Origin of the sequence: Nonomuraea sp. NPDC048916 (assembly GCF_040649575.1) — a bacterium.
Lineage (GTDB): Bacteria > Actinomycetota > Actinomycetes > Streptosporangiales > Streptosporangiaceae > Nonomuraea.
Genome location: NZ_JBEZFS010000012.1, coordinates 219185 through 234529 on the forward strand (window position 1 = coordinate 219185; position 15345 = coordinate 234529).

At 69.5% G+C, this 15345-nt stretch carries 17 protein-coding genes; 12 read left to right on the plus strand and 5 right to left on the minus strand.

What is annotated here, in order from left to right:
- The first annotated feature begins 2 nt into the window (after positions 1–2).
- The 4 genes from AB0C16_RS14985 (at position 3) to AB0C16_RS15000 (ending at position 3255) form a co-directional block, all read left to right on the plus strand.
- Positions 3–905 (plus strand): F0F1 ATP synthase subunit gamma, encoded by a 903-nt coding sequence (locus AB0C16_RS14985; RefSeq protein WP_357682781.1) that lies wholly within the window; start codon positions 3–5, stop codon positions 903–905.
- 1 nt (position 906) lies between these two features.
- Positions 907–2355 (plus strand): F0F1 ATP synthase subunit beta, encoded by a 1449-nt coding sequence (gene atpD / locus AB0C16_RS14990; protein ID WP_357682783.1) that lies wholly within the window; start codon positions 907–909, stop codon positions 2353–2355.
- Positions 2356–2447: 92 nt separating this feature from the next.
- Entirely contained in the window at positions 2448–2849 is a 402-nt protein-coding gene (locus AB0C16_RS14995) for a F0F1 ATP synthase subunit epsilon (RefSeq protein WP_357682785.1), read from the plus strand.
- 49 nt (positions 2850–2898) lie between these two features.
- Positions 2899–3255 carry a DUF2550 domain-containing protein gene (locus AB0C16_RS15000; protein ID WP_357683056.1) on the plus strand — a complete coding sequence of 119 codons (357 nt, stop codon included), beginning with the start codon at positions 2899–2901 and terminating at the stop codon, positions 3253–3255.
- Positions 3256–3366: 111 nt separating this feature from the next.
- On the opposite strand, the gene AB0C16_RS15005 is transcribed toward AB0C16_RS15000, so the two are convergent.
- Entirely contained in the window at positions 3367–3957 is a 591-nt protein-coding gene (locus tag AB0C16_RS15005) for a cob(I)yrinic acid a,c-diamide adenosyltransferase (protein WP_357682787.1), read from the minus strand.
- A gap of 127 nt (positions 3958–4084) precedes the next feature.
- On the opposite strand from AB0C16_RS15005, the gene AB0C16_RS15010 reads away from it, so the two are divergent.
- The 4 genes from AB0C16_RS15010 (at position 4085) to AB0C16_RS15025 (ending at position 7675) form a co-directional block, all read left to right on the plus strand.
- On the plus strand, positions 4085–4981 hold the full coding sequence (locus tag AB0C16_RS15010) for an ATP-binding cassette domain-containing protein (RefSeq protein WP_357682789.1): 897 nt from the start codon (positions 4085–4087) through the stop codon (positions 4979–4981).
- Positions 4978–6087, plus strand: coding sequence for an ABC transporter permease (locus AB0C16_RS15015; RefSeq protein WP_357682791.1), 1110 nt, complete (start codon positions 4978–4980; stop codon positions 6085–6087). The genes AB0C16_RS15010 and AB0C16_RS15015 overlap by 4 nt, the downstream gene beginning before the upstream one ends.
- Positions 6088–6097: 10 nt before the next feature.
- Entirely contained in the window at positions 6098–7267 is a 1170-nt protein-coding gene (locus tag AB0C16_RS15020; protein ID WP_357682793.1) for a histidine kinase, read from the plus strand.
- Positions 7268–7357: 90 nt separating this feature from the next.
- On the plus strand, positions 7358–7675 hold the full coding sequence (locus AB0C16_RS15025; RefSeq protein WP_357682795.1) for an STAS domain-containing protein: 318 nt from the start codon (positions 7358–7360) through the stop codon (positions 7673–7675).
- A 230-nt stretch (positions 7676–7905) separates the two neighbouring features.
- Here AB0C16_RS15025 and AB0C16_RS15030 read toward each other — a convergent pair whose 3' ends face one another.
- From AB0C16_RS15030 to nucS, 4 genes are all read right to left on the minus strand, one after another.
- The gene (locus AB0C16_RS15030) at positions 7906–8466 is read right to left on the minus strand and encodes a TetR/AcrR family transcriptional regulator (protein WP_357682797.1); all 561 of its coding nucleotides are present in this window, start codon (positions 8464–8466) and stop codon (positions 7906–7908) included.
- Positions 8467–8610: 144 nt separating this feature from the next.
- Complete coding sequence (locus AB0C16_RS15035) at positions 8611–10083, minus strand: aldehyde dehydrogenase family protein (protein WP_357682799.1); 1473 nt, start codon at positions 10081–10083, stop codon at positions 8611–8613.
- A 4-nt stretch (positions 10084–10087) separates the two neighbouring features.
- Positions 10088–11425: a carotenoid oxygenase family protein gene (locus AB0C16_RS15040; protein WP_357682801.1), complete on the minus strand. Its 1338-nt coding sequence runs from the start codon at positions 11423–11425 to the stop codon at positions 10088–10090.
- 106 nt (positions 11426–11531) lie between these two features.
- Positions 11532–12194, minus strand: a complete 663-nt coding sequence (nucS, locus tag AB0C16_RS15045; protein ID WP_357682803.1) for an endonuclease NucS — start codon at positions 12192–12194, stop codon at positions 11532–11534.
- Between the two features lie 36 nt (positions 12195–12230).
- On the opposite strand from nucS, the gene AB0C16_RS15050 reads away from it, so the two are divergent.
- The 4 genes from AB0C16_RS15050 to AB0C16_RS15065 all read left to right on the plus strand — a co-directional run bounded on the left by AB0C16_RS15050 (position 12231) and on the right by AB0C16_RS15065 (position 15322).
- Positions 12231–13679, plus strand: coding sequence for a 3-hydroxyacyl-CoA dehydrogenase NAD-binding domain-containing protein (locus AB0C16_RS15050; protein WP_357682805.1), 1449 nt, complete (start codon positions 12231–12233; stop codon positions 13677–13679).
- Entirely contained in the window at positions 13676–13966 is a 291-nt protein-coding gene (locus AB0C16_RS15055) for an ATP/GTP-binding protein (RefSeq protein ID WP_357682807.1), read from the plus strand. The genes AB0C16_RS15050 and AB0C16_RS15055 overlap by 4 nt, the downstream gene beginning before the upstream one ends.
- Positions 13967–13983: 17 nt before the next feature.
- Positions 13984–14688, plus strand: a complete 705-nt coding sequence (locus tag AB0C16_RS15060) for an alpha/beta fold hydrolase (protein WP_357682809.1) — start codon at positions 13984–13986, stop codon at positions 14686–14688.
- A 481-nt stretch (positions 14689–15169) separates the two neighbouring features.
- Positions 15170–15322 carry a hypothetical protein gene (locus AB0C16_RS15065; protein WP_357682811.1) on the plus strand — a complete coding sequence of 51 codons (153 nt, stop codon included), beginning with the start codon at positions 15170–15172 and terminating at the stop codon, positions 15320–15322.
- Positions 15323–15345: the final 23 nt, after the last annotated feature.

The following is a 15345-nucleotide window of genomic DNA, read 5'->3' on the forward strand; positions in this document are numbered from 1 at the left end:
CCATGGGTGCCCAGCTAAGGCTGCTGCGGCGGCGGATCAGGTCGGTCAAGTCGACGGCCAAGATCACGCGCGCCCAGGAGCTCATCGCCTCTTCGCGGATCGTGAAGGCGCAGATGCGGATGCAGGCGGCGCTGCCGTACGAGCGCGAGATCACTCGCGCCGTCACCGGCGTCGTCAGCAACGCGGCCAGCGTCGACCATCCGCTGACCGTGGCGAAGGAGAACCCCATCAAGGCGGGCGTCCTCGTCGTCACCAGTGACAGCGGCTTTTGCGGCGGCTTCAACGCCAACGTGCTGCGCGAGGCCGAGGCCCTGCGCGGGCTGCTGGAGAGCCGCGGCCTTTCCGTGGTGCCGTTCGTCACCGGGCGCAAGGGTGTCACCTGGCACTCCTTCCGCAACCGGGAGATGGGCGGGCAGTGGGTCGGGTTCTCCAGGGCGCCCTCCTACCGCGACGCCAAGGAGATCGCCGAGACGCTGATCGAGTCGTTCAAGGACGAGAACGGGATCGACGAGATCCACATCGTCTCGACCGAGTTCGTCTCGATGCTCACGCAGAACGTCGTGGTCAAGCGCATCCTGCCGCTGGAGGTCGAGGAGACCGAGGCGTCCGAGACCAACGCCATCCCGCCGTACTTCGAGTTCGAGCCGACCGCGGCGGACGTGCTGGAGTCGCTGCTGCCGCGTTACGTGGAGTCCCGCATCTTCACGGCACTGCTCGAGTCGGCGGCTTCGGAGGAGGCCGCCCGCCGTCGCGCGATGAAGTCCGCCACGGACAACGCCAACGAGCTGATCCGCGTGTTCACCATGCAGATGAACCAGGCTCGCCAGGCCGAGATCACCCAGGAAATCAGCGAGATCGTCGGTGGGGCCAGCGCCCTCGCTGACGCCGCAGCGGGGAAAGAGTGAAATGACTGCAGAGGCTGTTGAGACTGTTGAGACCCAGGCGGCCGGTGTCGGCCGCGTGGCTCGCGTCACAGGGGCCGTCGTCGACGTGGAGTTCCCCGTCGAGGCGATGCCCGAAATCTACAACGCGCTGAACGTCGACGTGACGCTCGGCGGAGACACCAAGGTGCTGACCCTCGAGGTCGCCCAGCACCTGGGCGACAACCTCGTCCGGGCCATCTCCATGCAGCCGACCGACGGCCTGGTCCGCGGTGTGGCCGTCACCGACTCCGGCGCGCCGATCTCGGTGCCCGTCGGTGACGTGGTCAAGGGCCACGTGTGGAACACACTGGGCGAGTCGCTCGACGTTCCCACCGCTTCCCTCAAGATCGAGGAGAAGTGGGGCATCCACCGGCCGTCGCCGCCGTTCGACCAGCTCGAGTCGCGTACCGAGCTGCTCGTCACGGGCATCAAGGTCATCGACCTGCTCACGCCGTACGTGCAGGGCGGCAAGATCGGCCTGTTCGGCGGCGCGGGTGTGGGCAAGACCGTCCTCATCCAGGAGATGATCCGTCGAGTCGCCCGCAACTTCGGTGGCACCTCGGTGTTCGCCGGCGTCGGCGAGCGCACCCGTGAGGGCAACGACCTCTGGCTGGAGATGGAGGAGGCCGACGTCCTCAAGGACACGGCGCTCGTCTTCGGTCAGATGGACGAGCCGCCGGGCACCCGTCTGCGGGTCGCCCTGTCCGCCCTGACGATGGCGGAGTACTTCCGCGACGTGCAGAAGCAGGACGTGCTGCTCTTCATCGACAACATCTTCCGCTTCACCCAGGCCGGTTCCGAGGTGTCCACGCTCCTCGGCCGTATGCCGTCCGCGGTGGGTTACCAGCCCACGCTGGCCGACGAGATGGGTGTGCTCCAGGAGCGCATCACCTCGACGCGTGGTCACTCGATCACCTCGATGCAGGCGATCTACGTGCCCGCCGACGACATCACCGACCCGGCGCCGCACAACGCGTTCGCGCACCTCGACGCGCAGACCGTGCTCTCGCGGCCGATCTCGGAGAAGGGCATCTACCCCGCGGTGGACCCGCTCGACTCCACGTCCCGGATCCTCGACCCGCAGATCGTCGGCGAGGAGCACTACCGGGTGGCCCAGGAGACCAAGCGGATCCTGCAGAAGTACCGCGAGCTCCAGGACATCATCGCGATCCTCGGTATCGACGAGCTCTCCGAAGAGGACAAGGTCACCGTCCAGCGGGCGCGCCGGATCGAGCGGTTCCTGTCTCACCCGATGTACGCCGCCGAGGCGTTCACCGGCCAGCCCGGCGAGAACGTGCCGCTGGACGAGACGATCGCCTCCTTCAAGGGCCTCTGCGCGGGCGAGTACGACCACCTGCCCGAGCAGGCGTTCTTCATGGTCGGTGGCATCGACCAGGCCATCGCCAAGGCCAAGGAACTCGAGCGTCACTAAATCGTCCCAGCCAGAGGGCGTCGCGAGCCCGGAGCTACGGTGGTGGTGCGGCCATGTCGCACCACCACCTGATCGGAAAGGAACCTACACCAGTGGCGAAGCTACGCGTAGGGGTTGTCTCACCAGAGCGTGAGATCTGGTCGGGCGACGCCGACATGGTGATTGCCAAGACCGTGGACGGCGAGATCGGTATTATGCCGCAACACGCACCCGTGCTCGGTGTCCTTGTCGAGGGCGGTGTGCTGCGCGTGAAGCGGGAGGGCGAGGGCGACCTGGTCGCGGCGGTGCACGGGGGGTTCATCTCCGTGGCCGACGACGAGGTGTCGGTGCTCGCCGAGGTGGCCGAGCTCGGTTCCGAGGTCGACGTCGCCGCTGCCCGTGACGCTCTCGACCGGGCCCAGGCCTCGATCGAGGCCAACCAGGAGGACGCCGACGCGGCGATCGAGGCCAAGCGGGCCAAGGCCCGGCTGCGTGCGGCGGGCGAAGAGGTCTGATTTTCATCGAGCCTAGGGGGCGGCTTTGGTAGCGACGGTTCTCTTCTGTGTGCTGCTGGCCGCCGTCCTGGTGGCCCTACGGGGCCTCACACTGGCCCGCTCGCGGGGCAGTGTGCCGTGCCGCCTTCAATCGGGCGGCAACGGCTGGCGGAGCGGGGTAGCCCGCTATGCCGACGGGGAGCTCCATTGGATCCCCCTCATGGGTCTGCGACTGAGGCCGCGCCACGCGATCGCGAGGCGCGGCCTCGTCGTTTCGGGCCGGCGGGTGCTGGACAACGGGCTCTACGCGATCGACTGCGGTGGCACGACGCGTGACATCTCGCTGGCCATGAGCGCCGACGCCCTGACGGGCTTCCTCGCCTGGCTCGAGTCCGCCCCTCCGAGCGCCTACCTCGACGTCGCCTGATCGCCGCGTCGCCTGCTCTCCGCGGCGGCTCGTCTCGATGTCGCCTGGTCTCCGCGTCGCCTGGTCTCCGTGGCGGCTCGTTTCGACGTCGCCTGGTCTCCGGGGCGTTTCCTAGCGGGTGCCGCCGGGCTTCCAGAGGATCTCGTTGCCGGCGTGTGCCACCCGGCAGAGGATGAACAGCAGGTCTGACAGGCGGTTGAGATAGGTGGCCGTCAGAGGGTTCATGTCGTCGTGGGCCCCCAGGGCCCCCCAGGTCGTGCGTTCGGCGCGGCGGACCGTGACCCTGGCCAGGTGGAGGGCGGCCGTCGCGGGGTCGCCGCCGGGCAGGATGAAGCTGCGCAGGGGCTTGAGCGACTCGTTGAAGCGGTCGCACTGGGCTTCGAGCCACTCGATGTAGGACGGCTCCACCCGCAGCGGCGGAAACTCCGGCTTCGCCACCACCGGCGTCGCCAGGTCGGCGCCCAGGTCGAACAGCTCGTTCTGGACGCGTACGAGCACGTCGGCGAGGTCGGCGGGCAGCGTGCCGTGGGACAGGGCGATGCCGAGGTGGGCGTTGGCCTCCTCGACGTCGGCGTAGGCGGCCAGCCGCGGGTCGGTCTTGGAGGTGCGGCTCATGTCGCTCAGCGCGGTGGTGCCGTCGTCGCCGGTGCGCGTGTAGATCCGAGAGAGAACGACCGGCTTGTCCTTGTCTGAGCGCGTCATGGTCCCAGCGTAATGACAAATGTCATCCGGAGCGGACGCGGGATGCACCTCGGGTTCGTGATTTCCACGACTACCTGGACGAATGCCTACAAGCCAGGATGGAGCCATGATGAAGGAGATGACCTAGATGCTTGAGATCAGCGAACTGCGCAAGCGCTTCGCCGGAGGGCCGGATTCGCCGGCGGGCACGCTGGCCCTGGACGGCATCGGATTCGCGGTGCGGCCGGGTGAGATGTTCGGGTTCGTGGGCGCCAACGGCGCGGGCAAGACCACGACGATGCGGATCGTGATGGGCGTGCTCCAGGCCGACTCCGGCTCGGTGAGCTGGCAGGGACGGCCGGTGTCGTACGCCGACCGGCGCGGGTTCGGCTACATGCCGGAGGAGCGCGGGCTCTACCAGAAGATGCGGGTTGCCGACCAGATCGAGTACTTCGGCCGGTTACACGGGCTGAGCGCGGCCGCGGCGGCGAAGGCCACCGGTGACCTGATCGAGCGGCTCGGGCTGGGCGAGCGCCGGACCGACGCGGTCGAGTCGTTGTCCCTGGGCAACCAGCAGCGGGTGCAGCTCGCGGTGGCGCTGGTGCACGACCCCGAGGTGCTGGTGCTGGACGAGCCCTTCTCCGGCCTGGACCCGCTGGCGGTCGACACGCTGGCCACGGCCCTGCAGGAGCGCTGCAGGGGCGGCGTGCCGGTGATCTTCTCCAGCCACCAGCTGGACCTGGTGGAGCGGTTGTGCGACTCGGTCGGCATCGTGTCCGCCGGCCGGATGGTGGCCACCGGCACGGTCGAGGAGCTGCGGGCGGCCGAGGGCGGCACGCTGCGCGTGGTAGTGCGCGACGCGGCTCCCGGCTGGGCCGACGGACTGCCGGGCGAGGTGACCGTCAACGGCGACCGGCACGTGCTGCTCGTACAGGGTGGCGACGACCAGGAGATCCTGCGCCGCGCCGTGAAGGCCGGCCACGTTGAGCACTTCGGCATGATGCGGCCGACCCTGACCCAGATCTTCAAGGAGGCCGTGGCGTGAACGCGTTGCTGCTGGTGGCGAGACGAGAGATCGCCACCCACATCCGGACCAAGGCGTTCGTCATCGGCCTGCTCATCACGGCGGCGCTGGTGGGGGCCGCCGCGTTCGCGCCGAAGGTGTTCGGCGGCCCCGACTCCTACACGCTGGGCACGGTCAACTCCCAGCAACTGCCGCTCCAGGCGGCGGCGCCGGACGCGGAGATCGAATGGCGGGCGTTCGCCGACGAGGAGGCCGCCAGGAAGGCGGTGCTCGACGGCGACGTGGACGCCGTGCTCGTCGACGGTGTCAGGGTGATCAGCGACGGTGAGATCGACTCGGAGCTGGGCGTGCTGCTGCAGAGCACGAACAGGGAGGTGAAGCTGGGCGCCGCGGGCGTGAACATCCCGCCGTTGCGGATGGAGTCGGTGGGCGCCGACACCCGCTACGAGGCGGCGCGCACCGGGATCGCCGTGGTGCTGGTCCTCGTGCTCTTCATGCTCGTCATCGGCCAGACGATGATGGTGGCGATGGGCGTGGTGGAGGAGAAGGGCAGCCGGATCGTGGAGATCCTGCTCACCTCGATCCGGCCGTGGCAACTGCTCGGCGGCAAGATCCTCGGCCTGGGCGCGCTCGGGATGATCAACCTGGTGACGATCCTCGGAGTGGGCGTCGCCGCCGCGATCGTCTCGGGGGTCGCGATGGACTTCCCGCCGGGGATGCCGGGCATCGTGGTGGGGGTGCTGATCTGGTTCGTGCTGGGTTACGCCTTCTTCGCCACGCTGGCGGCCGCGCTGAGCTCGCTGGTCTCGCGCCAGGAGGAGGTCGGCAACGTGATGTCGCCGCTGACGATGCTGATCATGGCGGCCTACTTCGTCGCCTTCTACGCGACCGCCGAGCCGACCGGCACGCTGGCCAGTGTCATGGCGATGGTCCCGCCGTTCTCCTCGATGGTGATGCCGGTGCGGATGGCCGCCACCGAGGTGCCGATCTGGCAGGTCGGCCTGTCGATGGCGCTCATGGTGCTGGCCGTGCTGGCCGTGCTCTCCGTCGCCGCGAAGGTCTACGAGCGGGCGGTGCTGCGCACCGGCGCCAGGGTCAGGCTCGGCGACGTCCTGCGCGCGAAGTAGCGCGAAGCGGATGGACGCGATCAAGCGGGCGCGCCTGCTCAGCAAGTGGGTGCTGGTCTCGCTGCTGGCGATGATGTGGTTCTGCCTCGCTCTGGTGCTCCTCGTCGAGGCCGCCACGGGCAGGGCGCAGTGGCTGCGCGTCGCGCCCGCCCTGATCGCCACCGTCTGCTTCTCCCGGCTCTACCTGCGCATCGTGGAGGCGGTGCTCGACTCCCGGTACGCCACCAGGCAGGTGGTGGCGGCCGGGGCGCTGGCCCTGTTCGCGGCGGTCGTGGGCGGGGCCGACCCGTTCGGCTGGGGCTTCACGCTGATGATCTGGCTGTCGGTCGCGACCGTGGGGATCGGGGGCCGGCGGGCCGTCGCGCTGTCGGCGGCGACCTTCGCCGTGGCGGTCCTGCTGGGCGCGGCGAACGTGGCGGTCGGCCGGAGCCTGACAGGTCTGGACGCGGGCGACGTGACCGGGAACATCGTGTTCGTGGTCATCGGCTACGCGCTGATGGCCGTGAGCTTCCCGGCGTCCAACCGGCTGTGGATCTGGATCTACGAGCTGGCCAGGCAGGCGCACGAGGGCAGGGAGGCCCACGCCCGGCTGGCCGTGGCCGAGGAACGGCTGCGCTTCGCCAGAGACCTGCACGATCTCGTGGGGCACCAGTTGTCCGTCATCGCGGTCAAGACCGAGCTGGCCGTGCGACTGTCCGGCGCCGACGAGCTCGCCGCGAAGGCCGAGATGACCGAGGTCAACACGCTGACCAGGAAGGCCCTGCGCGAGCTGCGGCAGGCCGTGCGCGGCTACCGCGACCTTGACTTGCCCGCCGAGCTGAATAGCGTGAAAAGTGTGCTCGAGGCGGCGGGTGTGCCCTGCCGGCTGCGTCTGCCCTACCGCGAGCTGCCCGACGGCGTGGCCCCTGTGTTCGCCTACGTCGTGCGCGAGGCGGTGACGAACGTGCTGAAGCACAGCTCGGCCAGCTTCTGTGACATCACGCTCCGCTTCACCGAAGAGGAGGCGGCGCTCCAGGTGCGCAACGACGGGGTGGTCCGGCGCCAGGTCGCCGATCTGGGGAGCGGGCTGACCGGCATGGGAGAGCGCATCGCCGCCGTGGGCGGCGAACTGACCGCCCGCCCGACGGGCGAGGGGGAGTTCACGCTGAACGCGGTCGTGTCTCTACCGTTTCGTGGGTAGGGGAGGTGTCGGGGACGACCCAGGCCATAGCTCTGTGACAGGGTATGGCTACGCCGCGTGATCCAGGCGCGGTGTGACTGAGGAGGTGGCATGCGGGTCCGAGGCAATCCGAAGGCCCAGGTGGTGCGGATCGGTGCTCGGCTCGACGCCGGCACGTCCGCCGGAGTCCGGTCGCGGCTGCACGACGCGGTCGACCGCGGCGACGGCGATCTGATCCTCGACGTCTCGGAGTTGGAGATGATCGATGCCACCGGGCTGGGGGTTCTCGTAGGCACGCATCGGCGCGCGCTCAGCGTGCAACGCCGTCTCGTTCTTCGGGGGGTGCCGCCGCGGATCATGCGGATTCTCGCGGTGACCCGGCTGAATCGGGTCCTTCACGTCGAGGTGCCCGCGGCCGCGGTGGCCTGACGGGGCGGCGACGGGCCCTTGGGGCCCGCCGGATGCCGTGCCATATGGAGCGGGCGACGATCAGCCGTTGCCCGCTCCCGTGTGCCGCCTCGTGGTCAATGTCCTTTCCGGACAGGACTCGATTGTGCGGGCCGGAACCCTTAACTACTCCCGTACGCGAGAGTAGTTAAAAATCCGCCCGATATGCGAATAGCGGGCGATTATCACCTTGTCACGCGATCATGTACTCACTATGTGTGATCAACGTCGCGTGGTGACCCGAGCGCTCGCCCGAAGATGTGCACGGCCACGCCGACCAGATCCTCGATCTCCGGTGGATCGTCCGACAGCAGCCATTCGATGAGCAACTCTTGTAGCGCCCCAATTGCCCCAAGAGCCACCAGCCGCCGGTTCACCGCGCCGGCGGATGGAAAATCGGCTGAGGCGTCCTCCACGAGTTGGGCGAAGGACTTGATCGCGCGCTGTCTCGAGTGCGTCAGAACGTCACCCGATCTTCGCACCTCCAGGTGCATGATGCGGGCGCGACGCCAGTCGGCGGTCGCGAATCCGATATACGCCCGAATCCCGGCCTCGACCCGCCCGGCGAGCGTGCCGGGCGCCTCCTCCAGAGCCTTGGCCACAACGGAGAGGCTTTCCTCCACGCACCGCTCGTGCAGTGCCTGAAGGAGTTCCTCCCGGCCGCCGAAACATTCGTAGAAGGCGCGGTTGGAGATCCGCGCCTCGGAGCACAACCTTTCGATCGTCGTAGCCGCGAAACCAGGCTTCGCGTATAGCGTGTAGGCGGCTGTCATCAGCCGCTCCCGTCTGTCTGCCAGCCTTTGCTCAGCCGACATTCCCCGGTAAGACCGGTTCACATTCCACCCGTCCAACATGATCGTGGCCCCCAGAGCACACAATTATGGACGGATGATCCGTTTTGGGAAAGGGCGTAGAGTTTACCTCTTACGTCGTCCGTGCAAGAACGTGACAAGGCTGATCAGTCGCTCAATCTCGTCAGCCCCTCGGGCGAAGGAAGTGAGGTTCATTCCCGGCATGGCGAAGCGCTGACGGGAGATGGCCTTGGGCCTGGCGAACTCCCGCAGGCCATCGGCTCCGTGGATGCGCCCGAAGCCCGAGTCGCCGACGCCGCCGAACGGCAGCGCGGGCACCCCGGCGAACGAGATGACCGAGTTGACGGCCGTCATCCCCGATCGCATCATGCGGGCCAGCTCCATCGCCCTGCGCGTGTTGCGGGAGAAGATGGTGCCCGCCAGACCGTAGGCCGAGGCGTTGGCCAGCTCCAGCGCCTCCTGCGCGTCGCGGGTGCGCCGCACGGTGATGGTCGGGCCGAAGGTCTCCTCGCGCACCGCGGGGGAGTCCTCGGGCACGTCCTCGACGATCACCGGGTCCACGTACGGCGGGCGGACCGAGTCGGGGCCACCGGTCACGACTTTTCCGGACTTGGTGGCGTCATCGATGTGCCGCTTGATGATGTCGAGCTGCCCCGGCATGGTGATGGGCCCGTACTGGTCGCCGGCCTTGACCGTGGCGACGCGCTCCGACAGCTCGCGTATGAAGCCTTCGTAGACCGCGTCCACCACGTAGACCCGCTCCACGCCCACGCACGTCTGCCCGGCGTTGGACATCGCGCCCCACAGGCAGGCGTCGGCGGCGGCCCGCAGATCGGCGTCGGCGTCGACGATGAACGCGTCCTTGCCGCCGCACTCGGCCACGATCGGGGTGAGGTTCTCCGCGCAGGCCGCCATGACGCGCTTGGCCGTCGCGGTCGAGCCGGTGAACGCCACCTTCTTGACGCGCGGATCGGAGGCGAGCGCGGCGCCCGTCTCGCCCAGCCCGGTCACGGTCTGGAACACCGGCTGCTCCGGCACCGACTCGGCGAACAGCTCCGCCAGCCGTACCCCGACCCCGGGAGTCAGCTCGGATGGCTTGAACACGACCGCGTTGCCCGCGGCGAGCGCGTAGGCGATCGAGCCCATGGGCGTGAAGACGGGATAGTTCCACGGCCCGATCACGCCGACGACGCCCAGCGGCAGGTATTCGAGCGTGGCGGACAGGTTGAGGCCGATCATGCCGGTCGCCACCCGGCGGCGGCCCAGGACCTTGTGCGCGTTGCGGGCCGCCCAGTCGATGTGCGTGATCGCCAGCACGATCTCGAGCGTGGCATCGCCCACCGGTTTGCCCGTCTCGTCGTGCACCAGGGCGGCCAGCTCCTTGATGTGCTGGGCGATGACCGCCTTGTAGTCGAGCAGCCGCCGCCTGCGCTCGGCCGGGGCGAGCCCGGCCCACCAGGCGGCGGCCTTCTCGGCCTTGCCGACAGCTTCGTGCACCGCGTCGGCGGTCTGCTTGGGGTGGCTGCCGACGATCTCGCCGGTCGCCGGGTTGAGTGAATCGAAGCTCAGCGTCGTCATGGCGTCACGATAGACCGGTAAGCCGACGCTTACTAGGGGCGGTCTCGTCCTCGAACCACGATCCGTGGAACCCGGCCGGGACGCGGCGCGGCAGCCGTACCGAGGCCACTTCGGACAGGTCGCCGGCGTCGAGCACCAGCAACTCGGAGGAGTCGCCGGCGGTGACCACGGACAGCAGCCAGCCCTCGTCCTCGGCGCTCGCCCCGGGCGCCGGCGCGAAGACCGCCTCGCCCGTGTAGCCGCCGGTCTGGTTCATACGGGTCTCACCGGAGCGCTGGTCGTACTTGACCACCGACTCCTCGCCCACGGTGTAGAGGTAGCGGCTGGCCCGGCCCAGCAGGCCGTCGTTGAACGTGGGGAACTCGACCGGCCGGTCGTCCAGCGCCTCGTCCACGACCTTGCCCGTCGCCGGGTCGAGTGTCCAGCGATGCAGCACGCTGCCGAACATGCTCGCTGCGTGCCGGGCGGGGTCGCTGGTGCCGCTGATGCGATCCCACAGCGGGCCGAAGACGCCGGCGGTGTAGCGGGCGGCGTTCAGCACGATGCGCCCCTCCGTGTCCTCCCAGGCGTTGCCGACGTGGAAGACGTAACAGGGGTCGATCTCGAACCAGCGCGTCGGCCCGCCCGCCTTGGGCGTCACGCCGATGCGCGCGCCGTAGGACTCCTGCCAGGCGTAGGGCATGGCGCCGCGCCTGAGGTCGAACACCACGGGCAGGTCCAGCCAGATCAGGTAGTGCTCGGTGACCGCGAAGTCGTGCATCATCGTCGACTCGGCCACCTCGATCTCCCGGCTCTCCACCAGCTCGCCCTCGGCGGACAGGCGGTGGTAGGTGACGAAGGGCGGGGCGAAGCCGTAGCCGAAGAAGTGCAGCTCGCCGGTGACAGGGTCCTGCTTGGGGTGCGCGGTCATGGCCGTGGTCAGCCGCCCGCCGAAGTCGCACGGCCCCACCGTGGCGAGCTCCGGCGTCACCTCGTACGGCAGGCCGTTCTCGACCAGGGCGAGGATGCGCTCGCCGTGCCTGATGACGTGGGTGTTGGCCGTGACCGCGGCCAGGTCGAGGCCCTGGTCGCCGAGGAACCGGGCGTCGTCGGTGAACTTGCTGGTGCGGACCCAGCGGTTGCGGTACCACTCGGCGCGGCCCGCTCTGAGCCGGATCCCGTGGATCATGCCGTGGCCGGCGAACCAGTGGCCGGGGTCCTCGCCCGGCTTCGGATTGGGGCCGTTGCGGAAGTAGCGGCCGACCAGCTCGGGCGGCAGGGCGCCGGTGACGGGAAGGTCGTGGGCGTCGGCCTCGTCGGGGACGGGTGCCAGGTTGTCGCTGAGGTAGTAGGGGGTGGTCATGGAAACACTCCAATCACGATATGTCGAACGTAGAACTTCTACGTAAGACCTGTCAATGATGGAACGTCGGAGGTGACCGCGGGGGCGGCCGTACCGGCCGGGAAGGTCAGAAGAGGGTGGGGTTCTCCGGCTCGATGCCGCGCAGGGCGGCGTAGTCGAGGGTGACGCAGTCGATGCCGCGGTCGGTGGCCAGCACCCGGGCCTGCGGCTTGATCTCCTGGGCGGCGAACACCCCGCGGACCGGGGAGAGCAGCGGATCGCGGTTGAGCAGCTCGAGGTAGCGGGTGAGCTGCTCGACCCCGTCGATTTCGCCCCGCCGCTTGATCTCGACCGCCACGGTCGCGCCGCCCGCGTCGCGGCACAGGATGTCGACCGGGCCGATCGCCGTCATGAACTCGCGGCGGATGAGGGAGTAGCCGGGACCCAGCGTGGTGATGTGCTCGGCGAGCAGCTCCTGCAGGTGGGCCTCGACGCCGTCCTTGATCAGGCCGGGATCGACGCCCAGCTCGTGGCTGGAGTCGTGGAGGATCTCGTCCATGGTCAGCACGAGCTTCTCGCCCGTCTTGCCGTGGGTGACCGTCCAGGTCTCGCCGTCCTCCTTGAGCTTGCACGGTGGGTTCATCCAGTTGAGCGGCTTGAAGGCACGGTCGTCGGCGTGAATGGACACGCTTCCGTCGGCCTTGATGAGGACCAGCCTTGGCGCCATCGGCAGATGTGCCGTGAGCCGTCCGATGTAATCCACACTGCATCGTGCAATGACCAGCCGCATGACGGTCCACCCTACCGGCTCTGGAAAACTGGACACATGGTGTTTGAAATGGTGGGAGTGGTCGGGCTCGGCACGATGGGCGCCGGCATAGCGGAGGTCTTCGCACGGGCGGGGTTGCGGGTGATCGGCGTGGAGGCCGATCCGGAGGCGCTGGCCAGGGGGCGCGGCCACCTCGAGCGCTCCACCGGCCGCGCGGTCGACCGGGGCAAGCTGACCGGCGGCGAGCGCGACGAGATCCTCGGCCGCATCACGCTCACCACCTCGCGCGACGACCTGCGCGACGCCGACCTCGTGGTGGAGGCGATCCCCGAGATCCTCGACTACAAGGTGTCGCTGTTCAAGGACCTCGACGGGATCTGCAAGCCCGAGACGGTGCTGGCCACCAACACCTCCTCGCTGTCGGTCACCGCCGTCGCCGCCGCGACGGGGCGTCCCGGCCGGGTGATCGGGATGCACTTCTTCAACCCGGCGCCCGTGATGAGGCTGGTCGAGGTCGTGGACACCGTGGTGACCGAGCCTGAGGTGGTCGCCGGCATCTCCGAGCTGTCCGTACGACTCGGCAAGACGCCGGTGGCCGTGGGCGACCGCGCCGGGTTCGTGGTCAACCGGCTGCTGCTGCCCTACCTCAACCACGCCGCCGTGCTGCTCGACCTGGGCCTCGCGGGGCGCGACGAGATCGACGCGGCGATGAAGCTCGGCGTGGGCCTGCCCATGGGGCCGTTCACGCTGCTCGACCTGATCGGGCTCGACACCGCCTACGAGGTCATGGGCGTGCTGTTCGACGAGACCCGCGACCGCCGCCACGCGCCGGCGCCGCTGCTGCGCGAGCTGGTCACCGCCGGGCTGCTCGGCCGCAAGACCGGCCGCGGCTTCTACGGCGACGAGACCGGGCCGGCCGAGCCGGAGCGGACCGCGGACATCACCTTCGGCGTCGACGGCGACGACACCTCCTCGATCGCCGAGCAGCTGGTCAAGGCCGGGTTCGCCGCGTCCGGCGATCCCGACGTGCTGCTCCGGCTCTCCGACCGCCCGGTGGTCGAACACGCCGTACGCCTGCGCCGCCCCTCCGCGCTGGTGGGTGTCCACCTCGTCGGCGACCAGGTGGCCGAGCTGGCCGCGACGGCGCTCACCTCGCCCGAGGCCGCCCGCGCCGCCGCCGGCCTGATGACGGCCATCGGACGCACCCCGGTGCCGTGCAAGGACCGGGCCGGGTTCGTGGTCGACGCGCTGCTCTACCCCTACCTGAACGACGCGGTGCGGATGCACGACTCGGGCTACGCCTCGATCGAGGACATCGACGCAGCCATGCGCCTCGGCTGCGGCTACCCGGCCGGGCCGTTCGAGATGCTCGAGTCGCTGGGGCCGGCCCGGGTCCGCGACGGGCTGCGCGCGCTCTACGCCGAATACCGCGAGCCCGCCTTCGCTCCGGCCCCGCTGCTCGACCACCTGGTCACCGCCGGCATGACGGCCTTCCCCCGGCCATGAGCCCGCGTCGTGCCCGCCGCAGGGAGCCCTCCCGCCCTGTCGCCTTCCCCCAGGGCACGGACCGGGTCGAGGAATGGCCCGACGGCGAGTGGAAGGTTCGCATGCTGACGGGCGCGACCTCGGGCAAGAGCTACCGGTGCCCCGGCTGCGACCAGGAGATCTCCGCCGGCCAGCCACACCTCGTCTGCTGGCCCAACTGGGCCGGCGGCGACGAGGAGCGCCGCCACTGGCACCGCGCCTGCTGGCGCAAGAGACTTGACCGCGGCCCCGGCCGCAGCCGTTACTGACGACCGAAAGGACCCTCGTGGAGATCCGCGCGGCGACGGAGCTACCCGCCCGGCGAGAGCCGATCGAGCTGCACACCGGCGACGGCCTGACCCTGGTCGGCGAGCTGGCCCGACCCCTTGACCGCCCGCCGGTGGCCACGCTGGTCACCCTGCATCCGCTGCCCACCCACGGCGGCTTCATGGACAGCCACCTCTACAAGAAGGCCGCCAACCGGCTGCCCGCCCTCGCCGACCTGGCGGTGCTCCGCTTCAACACCCGCGGCACGTCGTCCGACCGGGGCACCTCGCAGGGCGCCTTCGACAAGGGTGAGGGCGAGCGCTACGACGTGGCGGCGGCCCTGGAATACGCCGAATTCCACGATCTGCCGCACATCTGGGTGGTCGGCTGGTCCTTCGGCACCGAGCTGGCCCTGAAGTGGGCGCACGATCCGGCGGTGGAGGGCGCCGTCCTGCTGTCGCCGCCGCTGCGCCGCGCCTCCGACGACGATCTCGACGCCTGGGCCCGCTTCGGCCGGCCGCTGGTGGCGCTGGTGCCGGAGTTCGACGACTACCTGCGGCCCGAGGAAGCCCGCCGGCGGTTCGCCCGGGTGCCGCAGGCCGAGGTCATCGGGGTCGACGGGGCCAAGCACCTGTGGGTGGGGGAGCCGTACGTGCGCGTCGTCCTGAACGAGATCGTCAAGCGGGTCAACCCGGCCGCCTATCCGCTTCCCACCCACGTCTGAGCGCGGCGGACATCTTCTACTGACCGGTACGCGTGCCGCCGGCGATTTTTTCCAAACCGAACCTGCCTCTGACGAGATATGCCATTCGCGTATGGACGGATGGCTTTGCCGGAGTCACAATCCGAGTGTCAAGTGAAGATCGTGGAGACGCCGGTGCGGTCGCTGACCCGTACGGCATCCCAGCTCGGCAGGGGCGTGGGCGCATGCGGGTGGTTCGCGGGCTGGTGGCGGCGGTGTCGGCGGGCGCGTTAACGGCGGCGCCCGGCGATCGTTCGGGCGCCGCCGCCGACACGCGACATCAACACACCGGGGCGGTCGCCCGGCAGGACGACGGCCCGGTCGCGCCCGTCGCGACGGCGGTCGACCTGCACTTCTCGGGTGGGGGGAGCGAGCCGCTCGCCCGGATGGCACGCGGGGGCCCGGGCCGCCGGCCTCCTGCTCGGTCAACGGCCGGCTGTCCGCCGGCACCGTCACCGATCACGTGAGTCTGTGGAACGCGGCCGGCCCGCTGCAGGTGGGCCGGTTCAAGGACACGGGCGCCTTCACCGGTCACTGGCCAGGGGCCGCTGACGACGTCCGCGCGTGCGACGGCGTGCTCAGCGCCGAACAGATCTCCCAACTGGCCGCCCAGTAGCCCCTTCGACTGATCGGGTGAGG